Source organism: Microcoleus sp. AS-A8 (assembly GCA_039962225.1).
Lineage (GTDB): Bacteria > Cyanobacteriota > Cyanobacteriia > Cyanobacteriales > Coleofasciculaceae > Allocoleopsis.
On sequence record JAMPKV010000006.1, the window covers coordinates 125,207 to 140,982 of the forward strand.

Here is a 15,776-nt window from a genome sequence, read left to right on the forward strand (position 1 = left end):
CTCTTGTGCTACGCCAAAATAGATGTTTTGAGAGGACAGTATTGATTCTGCCACTCGTGCCAGCAAAAACTAAAGGCAATTTCGATGAACAGAAAGTCAATTCACCCTAGTAAAGTCAAGCCCCTCATCCTCCTGTTTTGGCTAGCCATCAGCTCAACGGCTGCCTTGGCAAGCTGCAATCATACCCCGACTTCCTCCAGTTCTCCAACTGCCACAACGTCCCCAAGTGCTGGGAATACAACACAAGCGGCGAAGGTAGCAAAGGCAGAGGCGGCACTCAAGAGCCTTTACACCGACCAAGTGGGGCTTGCGATTGAGTCCATCACTTGTCCAGAAAACGCCAATTTTAAGGCTGGAAGTATTTTTGAATGTCAGGCGCTCGCGCAGGACGTTAAGTTCGGGATAGAGATTAAGGTAGAAAACAACCAAGGCCGTTTTGACTCGAAAGTTAAGGGGAAATTATTAAACTTATCGAAGGTGGAGGAGTTACTCCAAAAAGCGTTCAAAGACAAAGCGAAACTCGATGTTATCGCTGATTGCGGTGGCAAACGCCGAGTTTCTAAAGTGGGAGATATATTCACCTGTAAAGTGACGGATAAACAGGGTAAAATCCGTAATGCTCAAGTCACGGTCAAGGATGAAAAAGGAAATTTCAATGTCAAGATTTAGTCATCCCATCAGCGGTCAAATTCTGACGTCAATTCCGAGAAAAATCTAATCCATAAATACGACCCGGATGAGCCAGTGTCAGCAGACAGTTTATTAAGAGACCCTTCTGCTCCCATCCCATCAAACAGTAGTTTTTGGAACGTAATCCTTGATGCTATTGACATCTCTAGCACTTTTGTGGAAAGCTACAAACATTTCAACGCTTACGCCTACACTTTATTCACTCCCCAAGGCGTCTACATTTATTTTGGGATTATAAAGACAAGAAGCTAAGACGTAAAGAGTTTGTAAACTATTAATTTTCTCTGCAAAGAGAAGACATACTGGGTTAAGACTATAAGAATCGCGGTTTGCGATTCAGGGATAGTCACGAGAAGTGAGCCATGTCCAAATGTAGATGAGACAATAAGTTTGCTCCTAATTCTCTTACTTCATCTGTTCTGAAATAGGAAGGTAAATAAAGGTCAAGCATGAACATCAAAGCTTTTGCTCTTATTGCAATTTTAGGTCTTGCTGCACCTGCTATTACAGACCTAGTCATTAATCCTCAAGCTCATGCCAATGAGCCGCAATTAACAGAGCCATTAGGGGGATTTAGTGATGGTCTCTGGACGGTATCCCTGTGGCAAGAAAATAATCTGTACCACTACAGCGTTAAGAACAATCAGACAGGGGCTACTCTCTTCTTATCAAGCCCTGAACAATCCATTGATGGCGATAATCGTGTTTATACTTGGCGCAGTAATTTTAATAATTATCAAGTCTCGTGGCAACCGAGCAATCCTCGTATGATTAACTTGCAAGTCATTGCTCCTAATGGCAAGCAAGTTTTGAATCGTCTACTGCCTAAAAGATTTAACTAAAATCTTCTTTTTAGAAATCCGGACAGGTTTTATCCACTCAGGAATCACTTCTCCTGATCAATCTCTGGCACAAGTACCCAGAGATTTTTACAATTTTTGAAAAAGTGCCGGCTGGGTCTGTCTGCCTATAGGGGGAGGTGATGGAATGAAGGGAGTGTGAAAGAGCCTAGGGTCTAAATCCGGAGGAAATACTACAATATCCATTCCCGTCGTTAATCCTATACGATGTAGCTGAATAGCATCAACTAAAGGATAGAAAGTAATAGGAATCCAGCCGCCATTTTCAAAATAGACCACGACTCGGCTGGTTGTCTGCTCTTGTCGGGGTAGTGGAACCTGCCAGGGGGAATCCACACTCAATAAACCTTTTCTTTGAAACAGAGTTACTTACTTTTATGACTCTAAAGGCCTAGTCGCTACCTCTATCTGTGGGGAGAGGTTTGAGGAATGGATATCTCACAAAAGTCCATGTATCTTTTGATGATACAGGCGATAGAAGGAGTCACCAATCAAGGGCAGGACAGAGGCTCATCCCAGTTCCGTTGATGTACTCATCGTTGAAGAGGGTTAAATCAATACCCCTAAATTTAGCCACTCATGACGAATGACTATTGGCCCAAATCCCTCGGTCAATAAATTCCAACAAAATTTGTTGATGAGGATCTCCGATCGGACGCACCTGATCCGCCTTTTGAGAGTAGCAACGACCCGCTTTAATCTGTTCGGGGGTTAATAAACCCATATCCCAGCCTTCTTTGAGTACCAATTGCTCTAGTTCCACAGTTAAGGGGGCATGGAAAACATGGCGAAGCACTTTAGCATCCGAATAGCAGCCGAACTTGGATACCCAGGGTGGGCTATAGCTAATTTCTTCCCACAGTTCCCGTTTCACTGCTGCTTCGGGCGTCTCGCCAGGATCGAGATGACCTCCAAAAAAGCCCCAATGACCCGGGTAGAAGATGCCAGGGATGTTATCTCGTAGTTGCATTAGGAATCGATCCGAGGAGTAAAGAATCGCGATCGCCACTTCAACTGGCTGACTATTATCCATCATCCTTTATCCTTTCGGGGTTGTTCGGGTTGGCCTGCTTTTCGATTCAACAACTGCTCCTGTTGAACATAAACTTCGCCTAGCTCTTGCATACCAATGGGAATGCTTTGAAACTGCACTTTACCCTTAATTGAGACTTGATCACCAACGTTGGGCAGAGTTTGGTTGGTGAACACCCAAATTGTGCCAGTTGTATCTTTGAGTTGGTAAGCACCAGAACCTAAAAGCGGTGCACGATTGGTCACTTGACCCTGAAGATACACAATAGTGTCAACATTAGGATTTTGGGGAATATCACTGATTTTAGTGGGATTCCCCCCCATATTGCCCCAATTGAAGCCACCCAATCCCAGGAAATCGGAGTGATTACAGCCAACCATCCCTATCCCCAAAACTAAACAGCACAAAGGGAAAAGGTAAACTCTGCGTGACAGTTGTCTTCCCCTGTCGGAAAGGGAAGAGGGGGAGGATTTGCCGGTTGCCTTTTTAGATTGCATCGGCTTAATTTTTACGAGCATCAGCGCCATAGGTTTCATAAACATTATTTCCCGGCTTTTGCCTTTGCACGATACGTAAGTGAATCGTTGTTAATAGATGGGCGAAATCTGCGAAACTGTTATGGTTTATGGTTGACCTGCTCAAACAAGCAGATACTCAAGTTCCACAGAAAACGCTCTGACAATTGCGATGGACTCAACCTACGCTCACATACTAGATGGTAAAGCTCTTGCTCAACGAATTCAGGCTCAGATCTCTGAAGAGGTCGCTCAGCTGCTCTCAACCTTCGGGCGTCCTCCAGGATTAGCCGTGTTGATGGTCGGTGACAACCCCGCTAGCGCCGCCTACGTGCGGGGGAAAGAGCGGGCTTGCGCTAAGGCAGGGATTGCATCTTTCGGGCGTCATTTCCCAGAAAACACGTCCCAAACCGAACTTGAGCAAACCATTGAAGCCCTGAATCAAGATGAGCGCGTGGATGGCATTCTTGTCCAACTGCCCTTACCCGATCATTTAGATGCTGTTTCATTACTTCACCAAATTCATCCGGATAAAGACGTGGATGGACTGCATCCAGTTAACCTAGGACGTTTGGTACGGGGGGAGGCTGGATTGCAAAGTTGCACGCCAGCCGGGGTGATGCGTCTGTTACGGGAGTACCAAATTGAGGTTAAAGGCAAACAAGCTGTTGTGGTCGGACGCAGTATTTTGGTAGGTAAGCCGATGTCGCTGATGCTGCTAGAAGCCGATGCGACGGTAACCATTGCCCATTCGCGATCGCAAAACCTCAAGGAACTCACACGCAGCGCTGACATTCTGATTGCAGCCGTCGGACGTCCCCAATTCATCACGGCTGACATGGTCAAACCTCAATCCGTGGTGATTGATGTTGGGATTAATCGCGTCTGTGACTCCAGTGGTCAATCGCGTCTGGTCGGCGATGTTCACTTTGACACGGTTCGGGACATTGCCCAATCCATTACCCCCGTACCGGGGGGTGTTGGTGCGATGACTGTTGCCATGTTATTACACAATACTGTACTGAGCTATAAACGAGCGCAATCATAACGACGCCAACGCCCCGTAGAATTGTTAAAACAGTGACAAAAAAACAAGGAATGAAGGCATGGTAGCGACGGAAGGGCGACCTGCCCCCAAAGGGGAATCCCTCACTTTTGACTTATCAACGTACTTAAAACAACGGCAGGCTCAAGTAGAGGCGGCGCTGGACCGTTCTCTTCCTCTCACCTATCCCGAAAAGATTTATGAGGCGATGCGCTATTCTCTGTTAGCGGGGGGAAAACGCTTGCGTCCAATTCTTTGCCTTGCCACTTGTGAGCTAGTCGGTGGCACGATGGAGATGGCAATGCCCACGGCCTGTGCCCTGGAAATGATTCACACCATGTCGTTGATTCATGATGACCTCCCAGCCATGGATAACGATGACTACCGCCGGGGCAAGCTGACAAATCACAAAGTCTACGGTGATGACATCGCCATTCTGGCAGGAGATGGCTTACTCGCCTATGCTTTTGAGTATGTTGCTACTCAAACCCAGAATGTCCCAGCGCACCAGGTGTTGCAGGTGGTTGCCCGTTTAGGTCGGGCAGTAGGGGCTGCCGGATTGGTGGGCGGTCAAGTGGTTGACCTAGAATCGGAAGGGAACTCAGATATTCAGGAAGAAACCCTGACTTTCATTCACACTCACAAAACCGGGGCTTTGTTAGAAGCCTGTGTGGTTTGTGGTGGAATCTTAGGGGGGGTAACCGATGAGGAGATTGAGCGACTCTCTCGCTATGCCAAAAATATCGGCTTAGCCTTTCAGATTGTTGATGATATCTTGGATATCACCGCTACTCAGGAGGAACTGGGAAAAACCGCGGGGAAAGACCTCATCGCGCAAAAGGCGACTTATCCCAGCCTTTGGGGAATTGAGGCATCCAAAGCCAAAGCTCAACAACTGATAGATGCAGCCAAAGCCGAATTGGAACCGTTTGCTGAGAAGGCTCAACCGCTTTTGGCAATCGCCGACTTCATTACAACACGCACTTACTAAGGATAAGGATGAAGTCTGAAAAAATGGTTAGTTCTTCACCAAGCTAGGAGGTTCATCCAATGCTCCTGATTCTCTGGTTTCACGGTTCATTCTTCATCCTTTATCCTTCAGCCTTTCTGCTCAATCTTTGTAATTCTGATATTCTCTCATTTGCCAGTAAAACACTATGCAGGACTTTGGCAACATCCTAAACAACCAGGTGCTGCTGGTTGCGATCATTGCTTGTTTAGTTGCACAACTTTGTAAGCTTTTGGTTGAACTCACCAAAAATCGTAAACTTAATCTTCGCGATTTGGTGACAACTGGCGGTATGCCCAGTGCTCACTCAGCATTTGTTGCTGCCCTAGCCGCAGGTGTGGGACAAACGATGGGATGGGATTCTCCGGATTTTGCGATCGCCACCATTTTTGCCGTCATCGTCATGTACGATGCCGCTGGTGTTCGTCAGGCCGCTGGTAAACAAGCACGTATTCTCAACCAAATCATTGATGAGATATTTACTGAAGGCAAAGACTTTAACGAAGACCGACTCAAGGAATTACTCGGACATACCCCCTTTCAGGTCATTGTTGGGCTGCTCTTGGGCATCGCTATTTCCTGTTTAGCAGCTCCTGCTTATTAAGCAGCTTTTCTTGGCCTTAAATTCGGTAGAACCAGCAATCTGGGTAGAATCAACTCACTGAACTCAACGGCTCAGAAAGGTTTGAGCGTTTTGAAGGGAATATAGAAGTCGTGGATTTCGGGCACAATGAATCACCACAGCATTGGCTTCTTGCACGGCAGCTTGAGTCGGTGTCCGACGCTGATGACCGTCCTTCAAAACCTCAATGACCAATGTTTTTTGTTTGGGAGTTAGCTTATCCAGCCAACATTGCACCCATTCTTCTTGCAGGATATTTTTAGAGGCAGTAAGCATATTGGCCTTTGGTTAAAGTTCTGCTACTCCCCAGTTTATAAAAAAAATCTTAAAAAGATGGTAAGCCCAGGCACATCGTTCATCAAAGTTTGATTTAAAAACTCACTACGGGTCTGAGCAGTGTGACTCGGCGGCTATCAACAACCATGCTCAAAAATCCGCGATCGCTCAATCTCCGCAACGTCGAGTTAGCCTTGCTCTGATCGGCGGTGTACACCACGAGTAAGTAGGGGCGTTTCCCATAAGAGACTAAGCCAACATCATTACCTAGGAGTTGCTTGAGCTGCTCAGCCACTTCCGGCTGATTAAAGTAATCCACCAAAACGGCATAACCCTCGCCCAAAGGCTGAGGGTTATAGGATGGAATATTGGTAGACACCGTTGTCGCGCTGGGTCGCAGCACATAGGCGGATAATCCGACAATTTCCTTCACATAGCGTGCCCAATCATTGGCATCCTCAACGCGCTTAAAACCTGAAACACGGGTTACCGTGTCTTCTAAATATCGGCAAACCGTAAACTGAGTATTTGCAGGCAAAGTGCGTTGCAGTTGTTCCTGACTCTCTTTGGTCTGAGTAGGGACTAACAAAAGATACTCGTTGGACTGGGGTGGTTGACAAGGAGACATTGATGGTTGAGCTTGTGCCAAGTTAGAGAACCCCAATAGACTCACAAGCGCCAACAAACCCGAACTCACTCGGAGAAAGGTTATATTTCTCACTCTCAACACGCACTCCTCACTCAGCTATTACGCCTATAATTTGCGACCTAGCTTACCACTTTAATCACGCGACAGATGCCAGAGATGCCAGAGGGTCAGCAATTGCCTCGGAAGGTGCCTGAAATTCTCCGGTTTTGACAAATTCTAAGCGCAGCTTTAACCAGGTAATGAACTGAGGATTCGTAGAAATAATGGCTACCGAGGGTTGGGGACATGCTTGCTTAACCTCTGCCATTTGGGGTGCCTCTAAGAAGGCAGGTTGCTTGACTAACCAAAAGTCAATCTCTTTTTCCTGTTCATGGTAGTGTCTAGTACGCTCCTTGAGGACTTCATCTAGGGGTTCTTCTTCTAGGAGAAAGCGTTGACTGGCGACAAGGTAATAGTAGGTTTTCATCGGAAACGTTGTTTTGTTAGTAGTTAGGGCTTACGGTAAGTTGTCATGAGTTAAGCGTCATCACTCATAACTCTCCTCGCATGGCTTGTTTCATCTCTTTCACGGCTCGTTCTAGACCCACGAGTACGGCTCTAGAAATGATGCTATGACCAATATTGAGTTCTTCCATGCCTTGTAAGCAAGCAACGGGGTAGACATTCCAGTAGGTGAGGCCATGTCCGGCATTGACTCGTAAGCCAGCGGCGAGTGCTTGTTCGCATCCTCTGGCTAACATCGTCAGTTCTTTTTCCCGACTCGCCTCATCCTTAGCATCGGCATAGCGACCGGTGTGCAGTTCAATAAATTTGGCTCTCGTTGAAGCTGCCGCATTAATTTGGGCAACATCGGCATCGATAAATAGGCTAACGGGAATCCCCGCCCCTTGCAAGTTGGTGACAATCTCAGTCATACGCTCCATTTGACCGACGACATCAAGTCCCCCTTCTGTGGTTACTTCTTCCCGTTTTTCGGGGACGAGAGTGACATAATTGGGTTTAATATCGAGTGCGATCGCCACCATGGCATCCGTGGGTGCCATTTCCAAATTCAAGTGAGTCCGCACCGTCTGCCGCAATACATAGACATCTCGGTATTGAATATGACGCCGATCTTCTCGTAAATGGACAGTAATCCCATCGGCACCAGCCAGTTCGGCTAACACCGCTGCCGCCACCGGGTCGGGTTCCACCGTGCGCCGTGCCTGTCGAATTGTGGCAATGTGGTCAATGTTAACGCCAAGTGTCAGCACCTGCGTTCTTCTCCTGAACTAGGGCAAGTCTACAGCCCATTATCTTATAACGAAACCTGTTCTCCTTACTTGAGATAGACGTGACTAGCTCAAATTCATGCGATATCGCACTTTAAGTAATTCATCGGAGTCAAGGGACGAGGCTCCCGTATTAACTTCTACACTATTGATCAAATCCAAGACGACTGTAGGAACTTGGATCAGCGGTATCTCGGTGTTCTGACTGAGAAAAATAGGTTGCCATTCCCTCAGAGGCTGCGTTTCAGAAAAAATTGTGGAGTAATCTTCTGAAGCGTTGCGATTTTCCAGCCCCAGGAGAGAGTCGCTCGATAATCTACTCAACCCGCTTTCTGAGGGAGAGAGGACACTCAGGTTAGCTCCATAGGCCGCTTTTTGTATGCCAGAGATTAGGCTGCAACATCCGAGGGTGGCTAGAATGGCATGAAACAAAAGCGTTTTCATGCCAGAGAAGACGTTTTTTTGTGCGGACTCGATACGCCTGTTATCACTAATCTTTTGGCAAAAAGTCATACCCTGTACTCTCCAACTGTCGATGATTTAACAGTAGAAGGAAGGTATGACTGATAAAGATAGCTTTATGCAACTGACTCAAGTGGCTATCTCCCGCGTGGAGAATCAGGCTTTATGAGTGGCTTGGCTACCTGTTTCCTCAGACAATCCCTGAAGTGACACTTTAGGATAGCCATTCTCCATCATGATTCATGAGAGCCTCTGTTTCCTCCATCGCTTTAGTCATAATTGGCGTAAAGGAGACGGTTCAAAATTTCTCGGCCATTAGGAGAAAAAACTTGCACACGAATCACATTTGGATCTCTAGGTTGCCACACAATTTGATATCGATTCGGGCCATTTCGCCAAGTAAAAACACGCCGTTGGTTATTTCCTGATGTTGTAGCACCTGATAACAACAGAGAAGCCCCCGTCTTCATGTTTTTTCCTTGGTAGAAGTAGGAATTATTTTCCAGCCACAGAGATACAGACCAAGTATCGTCCATAAACGTACCTGTGGGAATTTGGGGAGCAGCAATCGCGGGAGAAGTAAGCGTCAAGTCTGCAATAGCCGGTGTCGAAAGACCTAGAATTGTAGCAAGAGCAATGGCTTTGATGTTCATGGTTAACCCTTTTAAACCTTAATCGTTCAGATTTATTCAGAGAAATTTTGGAAATAAATTCCTTTCGTTCAGGCAGATTCAACAGTAAAACACCCTCCAATGATTAGTTGATTGATGTTACTTATTTTTCGTTCAGGAAATGGTGATTATGCCTGGGTTATTACAACACTCAACTACAGTTTGAGTGGAAGGGATTCCTGAAAGTTTCCTACTCACTCTTTGGGAAGTTTAAAAAGATTCGTAATGATCAATCAGGTTTAGCGTCTGAGGTAGCCAGTCATGATCGAGCAGTAGCGAAAAGTAACACAGAGGGTAGAGTGTGGAGTCAGAGATAGAGGTTTTACATATATATCGAAATTGAATCCAAGGGTTCTAGGCAATTTGTTGCTGACGATCGCTGCGAGCCTGTCTTCTTCCGTAAGGAGATTTTCTTTGAAATGCTAGAAGCTCTCAAGAGGCGTGAGACATGTCAATCTCGGCTTGCGCTATGAAAACGTAAAATTGTTCATTGCGAACTCATTTAACGTACTCTCCTCCTAACTCCCAGCTCGACGCAAGCCAAGCGATATCCTATACAAACCTTTAAAGACACTCATCGCTACCATACGATAAAGTCGATAAGAACCTGGCCTATCACTGACTATCCATGAGCGGATACCTCGAAGCATCTACCTCTCCCAACGAACCCAACGGTGCTAACTCAATACGTGCTACCGAAAGAGCGTTGAGCGTTGCTGCCGAAAATGCCGACCATCACACGGTGGATCGAACTAAACTGACACCGATGATGCAGCACTTCGTTGAGGTGAAGGAGCAGTATCCTCATGCGCTGTTGCTGTATCGGGTTGGAGACTTTTATGAAACCTTCTTTCAGGATGCCCGGAGACTAGCGGAAGAATTGGAACTTGTCTTAACCAGTAAGGATGCTGGTAAGGGGATTGGGCGAGTGTATATGACGGGGGTTCCCCACCATGCCTTGGATCGCTATTGTCGGCTGTTGGTGGAAAAAGGATTTGCGATCGCAATTTGTGATCAAGTAGAAGATGCGGCGGTTGCTGCCAAAGAAGGGCGTCAGGTACGGCGTGAAGTTACGCAAATCCTTACCCCAGGCACGTTGTTGGATGAAGGGATGCTGGCAGCGCGGCGCAATAACTTCCTTGCGGCTATCGTCATGGCTGGGAATCATTGGGGTTTGGCGTATGCCGACATCTCCACCGGGGAATTCCTCACTACGCAATCGACGGAGTTAGAACTGCTGGTGCAGGAACTCATGCGGTTGCAACCCTCGGAAGTGTTGATTCCCACCAATGCCCCCGATTTAATTAGTATGCTGCGACCGGGCGAGAAATCCGAGCATCTGCCGGAATATTTGCCGAATTCATTTTGCTATACCTTTCGTCCCCAATCGCCCTTTTCTCCAGCCGAAGCCAGACAAAGAATTATAGAACGGTTTAGGGTGCGATCGCTCGAAGGGATGGGTTGCGAACATCTGCCCTTAGGTGTCCGTGCGGCTGGGGGTTTGCTGGAATATCTGGAAGATACGCAAAAAGAGAATTATGTTGCGCTTCAGTGCTTACGCACTTATACCATTGCCGATTACTTAATTCTTGACCATCAGAGTCGCCGCAATCTGGAAATTACCGCTACGGTTCGGGATAACACGTTTCATGGTTCCCTACTGTGGGCATTGGATAGAACCCACACCGCTATGGGGGGTAGGGCGTTACGTCGTTGGTTGTTGCAACCCCTGCTCGATATTAAAGGAATTCGAGCGCGGCACGATACGATTCAGGAATTGGTAGAAAATCCTGGACTTCGGGAGGACTTGCGGCAGCTACTGCGCGGTATTTATGACTTAGAACGGCTGACGGGACGTGCGGGTTCAGGTAAGGCGAATGCGCGAGATTTAGTAGCACTGGCTGATTCTCTTTTAAAATTACCAGAACTTGCAGAGCTTGCCGCCTATGGTTCCTCTCCCTACTTAAAAGCTTTGCAGAAAGTGCCGCCCCAATTGGAACAGTTAGGGCACAAACTCCGCGCCAATCTGGTGGAATCGCCTCCTTTACATTTAATGGAAGGGAACTTGATTCGAGTGGGGGTTAATCCTCAGTTGGATGAGATGCGGGAAACGGCAAAAGGTGACCAGGAATGGATTGCCAACTTAGAAGTAACGGAGAGAGAACGCACGGGTATTTCTAACTTGAAGGTGGGGTTTAATAAAGCGTTCGGTTACTACATTAGTATTACTCGGAGTAAGGCAGACCAGGTTCCGCTTAACTATATTCGCAAGCAAACGTTAACCAATGAGGAGCGTTTTATTACGCCGGAGTTGAAGGAACGGGAAGCGCGAATTCTGACGGCACGGGAAGATTTGAATCGTTTGGAATATGAGATTTTTGTGGAGTTAAGAGTACAGGTAGGGGAACTTTCTGAAGAGATTCGGAATGTGTCTCGTGCAGTGGCGGCTGTTGATGTCTTGTGTGGTTTGGCTGATGTAGCGGTGTATCAAGGATATTGTCGTCCCAGTATGGTGGAGGGGCGGGAGATTAGGATTATTGATGGGCGTCATCCGGTGGTGGAACAGTCTTTGCCGAGTGGGTTTTTTGTACCGAATTCGGCTTATTTGGGGGGAGTTTTAGAGGGAACGAACCACAGAGGCTCAGAGGGCACCGAGAGGGGCGAGGAGCGTCCGGATTTGATTATTTTGACGGGGCCGAATGCGAGTGGCAAGAGTTGTTATTTGCGGCAGGTGGGGTTGATTCAGTTGATGGCGCAGACGGGGAGTTTTGTTCCGGCGGCGTCGGCGACTTTGGGAATATGCGATCGCATTTTTACGCGTGTGGGTGCGGTGGATGATTTGGCGACGGGTCAATCGACGTTTATGGTGGAGATGAATGAAACGGCGAATATCCTTAACCATGCCACGGCTAAATCTCTGGTTCTTCTCGATGAAATTGGCAGAGGCACGGCAACGTTTGATGGCCTTTCGATTGCTTGGTCGGTGGCGGAATATCTAGCCACAGAGATTCAGTCGCGAACAATTTTCGCTACGCATTATCACGAATTGAACGAACTTGCTTCGCTGCTGCCCAATGTCGCTAACTATCAAGTAACGGTGAAAGAGTTAGCAGATGAAATTGTGTTTTTGCACCAAGTTCAACCGGGTGGAGCGGATAAGTCTTATGGGATTGAAGCAGGGCGTTTAGCGGGGTTACCTACATCTGTGATTCAACGGGCAAGGCAGGTGATGAAACAAATTGAAAAGCACAGCAAAATTGCAGTTGGGTTGCGTAAAGGAATTCAAAATAAGCCACCCGTGCCGGACACGGCCCAAGCCGCACCCATGGAACAGTTAGATATGTTTAGTGAATAACGATTACTAGTTGTAGGGTGGGTTAGGCGCATAGTATCTATTAACTTTTATCCCTGACACGACTATGCAGCGCCGTAACCTACCAGTTATCCCTTCAACATCAATGAGTTACGCTACCAAGAGCGCATCCTACAAACTAATTCACTACCGTAATAGGTGTTAGGAGAACACCTCGTTTTTGACCGTTTAACAGCCCAATAGCCACAATTTGTCCGTTGTTATTGATGTCCATTGCCCCCAATAATTCCCAACCAGAATTAGCAGGAAGAAAATTGTTGAGGTCGGACATCTGGCTATTTTTATACACAAAGGCGTGGTCTGCACCACTCGTTGCGGCTTCACCCACTACTGTCCCCGCGTCGTTGATACCCCAGGCGTAGCTGTAACTGCCACCGAGGGTACCCAAGTCAGTTATCGTACCGTTTTGCCACAAGCCAGCGCGTTCATCATGACCAACTCCTATGCCGATTCCAATATCTCCAACGATTTGTCCCTGGTTGTTCATGTCATAGGGATAGATGTTGCTTAAATTAGTCAGGCTGCCATTTTGCAACAAGAAGCCGTCATAAGTGAAACTACCGCTAGTGTTGCTCAAAACACCGACGATTTGCCCTGCATTATTAATACGATGAGCTTTACTGTAACTGCCGATGAGATTCCCTAGGTTAGTCATCGTGCTGTTTTGCCACAACAATGCTTCCGAACCGCCCAAATTGGTGCTTGAAGCAGGATACGAATAGCCAACAACTTGTCCCAAATCGTTAATTCCATATCCCCTGCTGCTAGCATTCTCACCAACAAGGGAACCCAAGTCAGTCATTGTGCCGTTTTGCCACAAGAAGGCATGTTCCGTCCCTTGGCTAGTCTGCGAAAAGCCCACGACTTGCCCCAATTTGTTGATACCGGATACAGAGTTGTAAGTGCCGCCAAGGGAATTCAAGTCAGTCATCGTACCGTTTTGCCACAAGAAAGCATGATTTCCACTACGAGGGGGGCCAGGAAAATGGCCGGAGGTGGTTCGCGTAACGCCAACCACTTGCCCTGTATCGTTGATAGCACTGGGATAAGTGAAGGGGTCGCTACCCAGGGTACCCAAGTCTGTGACGGCGTAATAGAAAGTCACGTCTGCATTGCTAGCTGAGAACTGAGAGATTCCCAAACCAATCAGCACCGCCCCAAGAAAACCTACTAAGAATTTTTTGAACAAACGCAATAAATGGGGAGTCATAGAGTCTGCTACCTTAAAACACCTAGGGAATTGAATCCATATAACTCTCAGCTCCAGGCTAAAAAATTGTGCAGACTGTAACATAAATTTATTATTAGATTATTTATAATTTTTGTTACTTTTATGTCCTCAAAATTGGGATATAGGCTGAGATACAGAACGTCAATTACAACTACGCTTTCATGAATGGATTAAACGTCTTTCCCAGAAAATAAAATAAAGGCGGAAGCTGCATGGGTGGGAAATCTTTAGGGTAAAAAATGTAATTATCTTTAGTTCCTACTAAATAGAATTGTTCTCCCTTTTGGATGACTTCAATCGCGTAGTAGATTAGGTCTTCTTCCAACTGAAATATATGACAAAGGTTATAAAAACTAGGTTCTATAATCTTTCTGGCTATTAAATCTTGTATAAACTGTTCAGCCTTCTTTTTGTTATCCAAAATATTAGCTGATTGGGCATGGATAAAAAAAAATCGGATAAACCAACCCACATAGCAATAAACCCATTCTTCAGGAGTTAATGCCATTCTCTCCTGAAAACCAACAAAACTCCAAGTAGTTGGCCCTGTAAAACCAATGCCTTCTAATCCACCCTTTAGCCTGTATTTAATCAAAAAAATTTTTACAGGTTGTTCTTCTAAAGGCCAAGTGATGTCTCGCTCATCAATAATCTCCTGCTTGATTGGCTTCTCCCCAAAGTTTTTGGATAACCATTCAGCCATTTGATTAAATGCCCATCGCTGCTCTTTCCGTTGTTTCACAGCGTCCTTTTACCATTGTTGATTAGTCCTCTTATTATATTGTAGTATTTTTGTAATATATTTAGCTAGCATTTTAGAAAAGTTATTCAGGATATGCGCTACTGACAACAGCATTTTAATGAATCATCTAAAGTAGATTCATCTAATAAATCCAGCAGATGCCCCTGCTAAATTGCCTGAGTCTGTACTACAGGATGATGACCTGAAAAGAGCGCATAGAAAATGGCTCTTCTACTAGTATCTGAAAAGTAAGGAGTAGAAGAGACTGTCTTAGTTTAGACACAATCTGTGAAGAGATGGTTCAAATTAATTTCAATTGTTCTGTGTGCCAATCCGGATAAATATCCAGAAGGAAAGAAAAAACCTTCATCGCCTTTGTGGGGACGGCTAATACCCAATCCGACTCGATAACTCCTTAATATTCTTAATTTTTTCAGGCTGTAGGCTCTGCGAACTCTGTGTCTGTGTGATTCATACAAAAAAATGGGGTAGTCATCCCGGATGTGGTATAAACTCTTGCCAAATTCTAGGCCATCAATGCGGCCTTTATACTGCCCTAACCGCCGCTTCGCTAACATACTTTAGAAGGCAAGGCTATTTGTACCATCGTCGCCGACGTTGTTCGTCTTGCTTGCCTGCAACTAAGATGTTGCCATACTCGTCACACACCCCAGCTTTACCTACTCCATGAACTCGAATTTGGCTATCGCAAATTCTCCGACTGTACTGCTCGTGGTGATGACCATGTACGACTGTTTTGACCCCAAGCGCTAGAGCTAAATGATCGAGTTCTTTGAATCCGTAGCGATGGCAGGAAGGCGCTTCATGGGTAACTAAAATATCGGCTCGTTCCTCCCAAAGTGCCTCATATTGTTGCCAAAATATGGTGACATGATGCTTGCGGGGGATACCATCGCGCCAACGGTCTTTTTTGGCACAGGCAAACAATAGTTCTTTGTGGCTGCGAAATTTCGGTTGAGCGGGTGGCATCCAAATTTTTTCACGAAACACACCACCTAAACCCGCGACTCGCTTGCCATCGATTTCGACAACACGACCATGCAGATTGCGATCGCCTAGTTTTGAAGCAAACAGGTGATCGTACCAACAATCTCGATCGCCGTCATGATTGCCAGGTATAAACCAAACTTCGGTTTTGTCGATGATGGCGGAAACTTCTTGTTCAAGCGATCGCTCTAAATCGAGATCGCCCAGCAAAATAACCGCTTGTGGAGTATAAGCCTCCACAGCCCTGATAATCGGTTTGAAATCCCCGTGCGGGTCTCCCCCAAAAAGAATCATCTGAAGTATGAAGTATGAAGTATAA

At 46.3% G+C, this 15,776-nt stretch carries 18 protein-coding genes; 6 read left to right on the plus strand and 12 right to left on the minus strand.

Annotated elements, in window-relative coordinates:
• Nucleotides 1–84 precede the first annotated feature (84 nt).
• Nucleotides 85–669: a DUF4333 domain-containing protein gene (locus NDI48_11345; protein MEP0831802.1), complete on the plus strand. Its 585-nt coding sequence runs from the start codon at nt 85–87 to the stop codon at nt 667–669.
• Nucleotides 670–1,139: 470 nt separating this feature from the next.
• Nucleotides 1,140–1,532 carry a hypothetical protein gene (locus NDI48_11350; protein MEP0831803.1) on the plus strand — a complete coding sequence of 131 codons (393 nt, stop codon included), beginning with the start codon at nt 1,140–1,142 and terminating at the stop codon, nt 1,530–1,532.
• A gap of 595 nt (nt 1,533–2,127) precedes the next feature.
• Here the strand turns inward: NDI48_11350 and NDI48_11355 are convergent.
• Both NDI48_11355 and NDI48_11360 read right to left on the minus strand, forming a co-directional pair.
• Nucleotides 2,128–2,583, minus strand: coding sequence for an NUDIX hydrolase (locus NDI48_11355; GenBank protein ID MEP0831804.1), 456 nt, complete (start codon nt 2,581–2,583; stop codon nt 2,128–2,130).
• A complete protein-coding gene (locus tag NDI48_11360; GenBank protein MEP0831805.1) occupies nt 2,583–3,119 on the minus strand; it encodes a hypothetical protein in 537 nt (178 codons plus the stop codon). The genes NDI48_11355 and NDI48_11360 overlap by 1 nt, the downstream gene beginning before the upstream one ends.
• Before the next feature lie 151 nt (nt 3,120–3,270).
• On the opposite strand from NDI48_11360, the gene folD reads away from it, so the two are divergent.
• From folD to NDI48_11375, 3 genes are all read left to right on the plus strand, one after another.
• A complete protein-coding gene (gene folD, locus NDI48_11365; protein ID MEP0831806.1) occupies nt 3,271–4,146 on the plus strand; it encodes a bifunctional methylenetetrahydrofolate dehydrogenase/methenyltetrahydrofolate cyclohydrolase FolD in 876 nt (291 codons plus the stop codon).
• A gap of 58 nt (nt 4,147–4,204) precedes the next feature.
• Nucleotides 4,205–5,134: a polyprenyl synthetase family protein gene (locus NDI48_11370; GenBank protein ID MEP0831807.1), complete on the plus strand. Its 930-nt coding sequence runs from the start codon at nt 4,205–4,207 to the stop codon at nt 5,132–5,134.
• Nucleotides 5,135–5,300: 166 nt separating this feature from the next.
• Nucleotides 5,301–5,756 carry a divergent PAP2 family protein gene (locus tag NDI48_11375; protein MEP0831808.1) on the plus strand — a complete coding sequence of 152 codons (456 nt, stop codon included), beginning with the start codon at nt 5,301–5,303 and terminating at the stop codon, nt 5,754–5,756.
• A gap of 63 nt (nt 5,757–5,819) precedes the next feature.
• On the opposite strand, the gene NDI48_11380 is transcribed toward NDI48_11375, so the two are convergent.
• The 6 genes from NDI48_11380 to NDI48_11405 form a co-directional block, all read right to left on the minus strand.
• On the minus strand, nt 5,820–6,050 hold the full coding sequence (locus NDI48_11380; protein MEP0831809.1) for a hypothetical protein: 231 nt from the start codon (nt 6,048–6,050) through the stop codon (nt 5,820–5,822).
• Nucleotides 6,051–6,144: 94 nt separating this feature from the next.
• Nucleotides 6,145–6,771, minus strand: coding sequence for a hypothetical protein (locus tag NDI48_11385; protein ID MEP0831810.1), 627 nt, complete (start codon nt 6,769–6,771; stop codon nt 6,145–6,147).
• A gap of 64 nt (nt 6,772–6,835) precedes the next feature.
• On the minus strand, nt 6,836–7,165 hold the full coding sequence (locus NDI48_11390) for a DUF2488 family protein (GenBank protein ID MEP0831811.1): 330 nt from the start codon (nt 7,163–7,165) through the stop codon (nt 6,836–6,838).
• 64 nt (nt 7,166–7,229) lie between these two features.
• On the minus strand, nt 7,230–7,952 hold the full coding sequence (locus NDI48_11395) for a pyridoxine 5'-phosphate synthase (GenBank protein ID MEP0831812.1): 723 nt from the start codon (nt 7,950–7,952) through the stop codon (nt 7,230–7,232).
• 84 nt (nt 7,953–8,036) lie between these two features.
• A complete protein-coding gene (locus NDI48_11400; protein MEP0831813.1) occupies nt 8,037–8,483 on the minus strand; it encodes a hypothetical protein in 447 nt (148 codons plus the stop codon).
• 218 nt (nt 8,484–8,701) lie between these two features.
• Complete coding sequence (locus tag NDI48_11405) at nt 8,702–9,085, minus strand: hypothetical protein (GenBank protein MEP0831814.1); 384 nt, start codon at nt 9,083–9,085, stop codon at nt 8,702–8,704.
• Nucleotides 9,086–9,731: 646 nt separating this feature from the next.
• Between NDI48_11405 and mutS the strand changes: the two genes are divergently transcribed.
• Entirely contained in the window at nt 9,732–12,458 is a 2,727-nt protein-coding gene (gene mutS / locus NDI48_11410) for a DNA mismatch repair protein MutS (GenBank protein ID MEP0831815.1), read from the plus strand.
• Between the two features lie 136 nt (nt 12,459–12,594).
• On the opposite strand, the gene NDI48_11415 is transcribed toward mutS, so the two are convergent.
• The 4 genes from NDI48_11415 to NDI48_11430 form a co-directional block, all read right to left on the minus strand.
• Nucleotides 12,595–13,686, minus strand: a complete 1,092-nt coding sequence (locus NDI48_11415; GenBank protein ID MEP0831816.1) for a hypothetical protein — start codon at nt 13,684–13,686, stop codon at nt 12,595–12,597.
• A gap of 172 nt (nt 13,687–13,858) precedes the next feature.
• A complete protein-coding gene (locus tag NDI48_11420; GenBank protein ID MEP0831817.1) occupies nt 13,859–14,449 on the minus strand; it encodes a hypothetical protein in 591 nt (196 codons plus the stop codon).
• A 275-nt stretch (nt 14,450–14,724) separates the two neighbouring features.
• A complete protein-coding gene (locus tag NDI48_11425) occupies nt 14,725–15,027 on the minus strand; it encodes a hypothetical protein (GenBank protein ID MEP0831818.1) in 303 nt (100 codons plus the stop codon).
• 16 nt (nt 15,028–15,043) lie between these two features.
• A complete protein-coding gene (locus tag NDI48_11430; protein MEP0831819.1) occupies nt 15,044–15,751 on the minus strand; it encodes a metallophosphoesterase in 708 nt (235 codons plus the stop codon).
• Nucleotides 15,752–15,776: the final 25 nt, after the last annotated feature.

What these genes read in the sequence shown, in the direction of transcription:
- mutS (MEP0831815.1), top strand. Translation starts at nt 9,732, where the DNA reads ATGAGCGGATACCTCGAAGCATCTACCTCTCCCAACGAACCCAACGGT.
- NDI48_11380 (MEP0831809.1), bottom strand. Translation starts at nt 6,050, where the DNA reads ATGCTTACTGCCTCTAAAAATATCCTGCAAGAAGAATGGGTGCAATGT.
- NDI48_11345 (MEP0831802.1), top strand. Translation starts at nt 85, where the DNA reads ATGAACAGAAAGTCAATTCACCCTAGTAAAGTCAAGCCCCTCATCCTC.
- NDI48_11405 (MEP0831814.1), bottom strand. Translation starts at nt 9,085, where the DNA reads ATGAACATCAAAGCCATTGCTCTTGCTACAATTCTAGGTCTTTCGACA.
- NDI48_11360 (MEP0831805.1), bottom strand. Translation starts at nt 3,119, where the DNA reads ATGAAACCTATGGCGCTGATGCTCGTAAAAATTAAGCCGATGCAATCT.
- NDI48_11415 (MEP0831816.1), bottom strand. Translation starts at nt 13,686, where the DNA reads ATGACTCCCCATTTATTGCGTTTGTTCAAAAAATTCTTAGTAGGTTTT.
- NDI48_11430 (MEP0831819.1), bottom strand. Translation starts at nt 15,751, where the DNA reads ATGATTCTTTTTGGGGGAGACCCGCACGGGGATTTCAAACCGATTATC.
- NDI48_11400 (MEP0831813.1), bottom strand. Translation starts at nt 8,483, where the DNA reads ATGACTTTTTGCCAAAAGATTAGTGATAACAGGCGTATCGAGTCCGCA.
- NDI48_11425 (MEP0831818.1), bottom strand. Translation starts at nt 15,027, where the DNA reads ATGTTAGCGAAGCGGCGGTTAGGGCAGTATAAAGGCCGCATTGATGGC.
- NDI48_11390 (MEP0831811.1), bottom strand. Translation starts at nt 7,165, where the DNA reads ATGAAAACCTACTATTACCTTGTCGCCAGTCAACGCTTTCTCCTAGAA.
- NDI48_11375 (MEP0831808.1), top strand. Translation starts at nt 5,301, where the DNA reads ATGCAGGACTTTGGCAACATCCTAAACAACCAGGTGCTGCTGGTTGCG.
- NDI48_11355 (MEP0831804.1), bottom strand. Translation starts at nt 2,583, where the DNA reads ATGGATAATAGTCAGCCAGTTGAAGTGGCGATCGCGATTCTTTACTCC.
- NDI48_11370 (MEP0831807.1), top strand. Translation starts at nt 4,205, where the DNA reads ATGGTAGCGACGGAAGGGCGACCTGCCCCCAAAGGGGAATCCCTCACT.
- NDI48_11350 (MEP0831803.1), top strand. Translation starts at nt 1,140, where the DNA reads ATGAACATCAAAGCTTTTGCTCTTATTGCAATTTTAGGTCTTGCTGCA.
- folD (MEP0831806.1), top strand. Translation starts at nt 3,271, where the DNA reads ATGGACTCAACCTACGCTCACATACTAGATGGTAAAGCTCTTGCTCAA.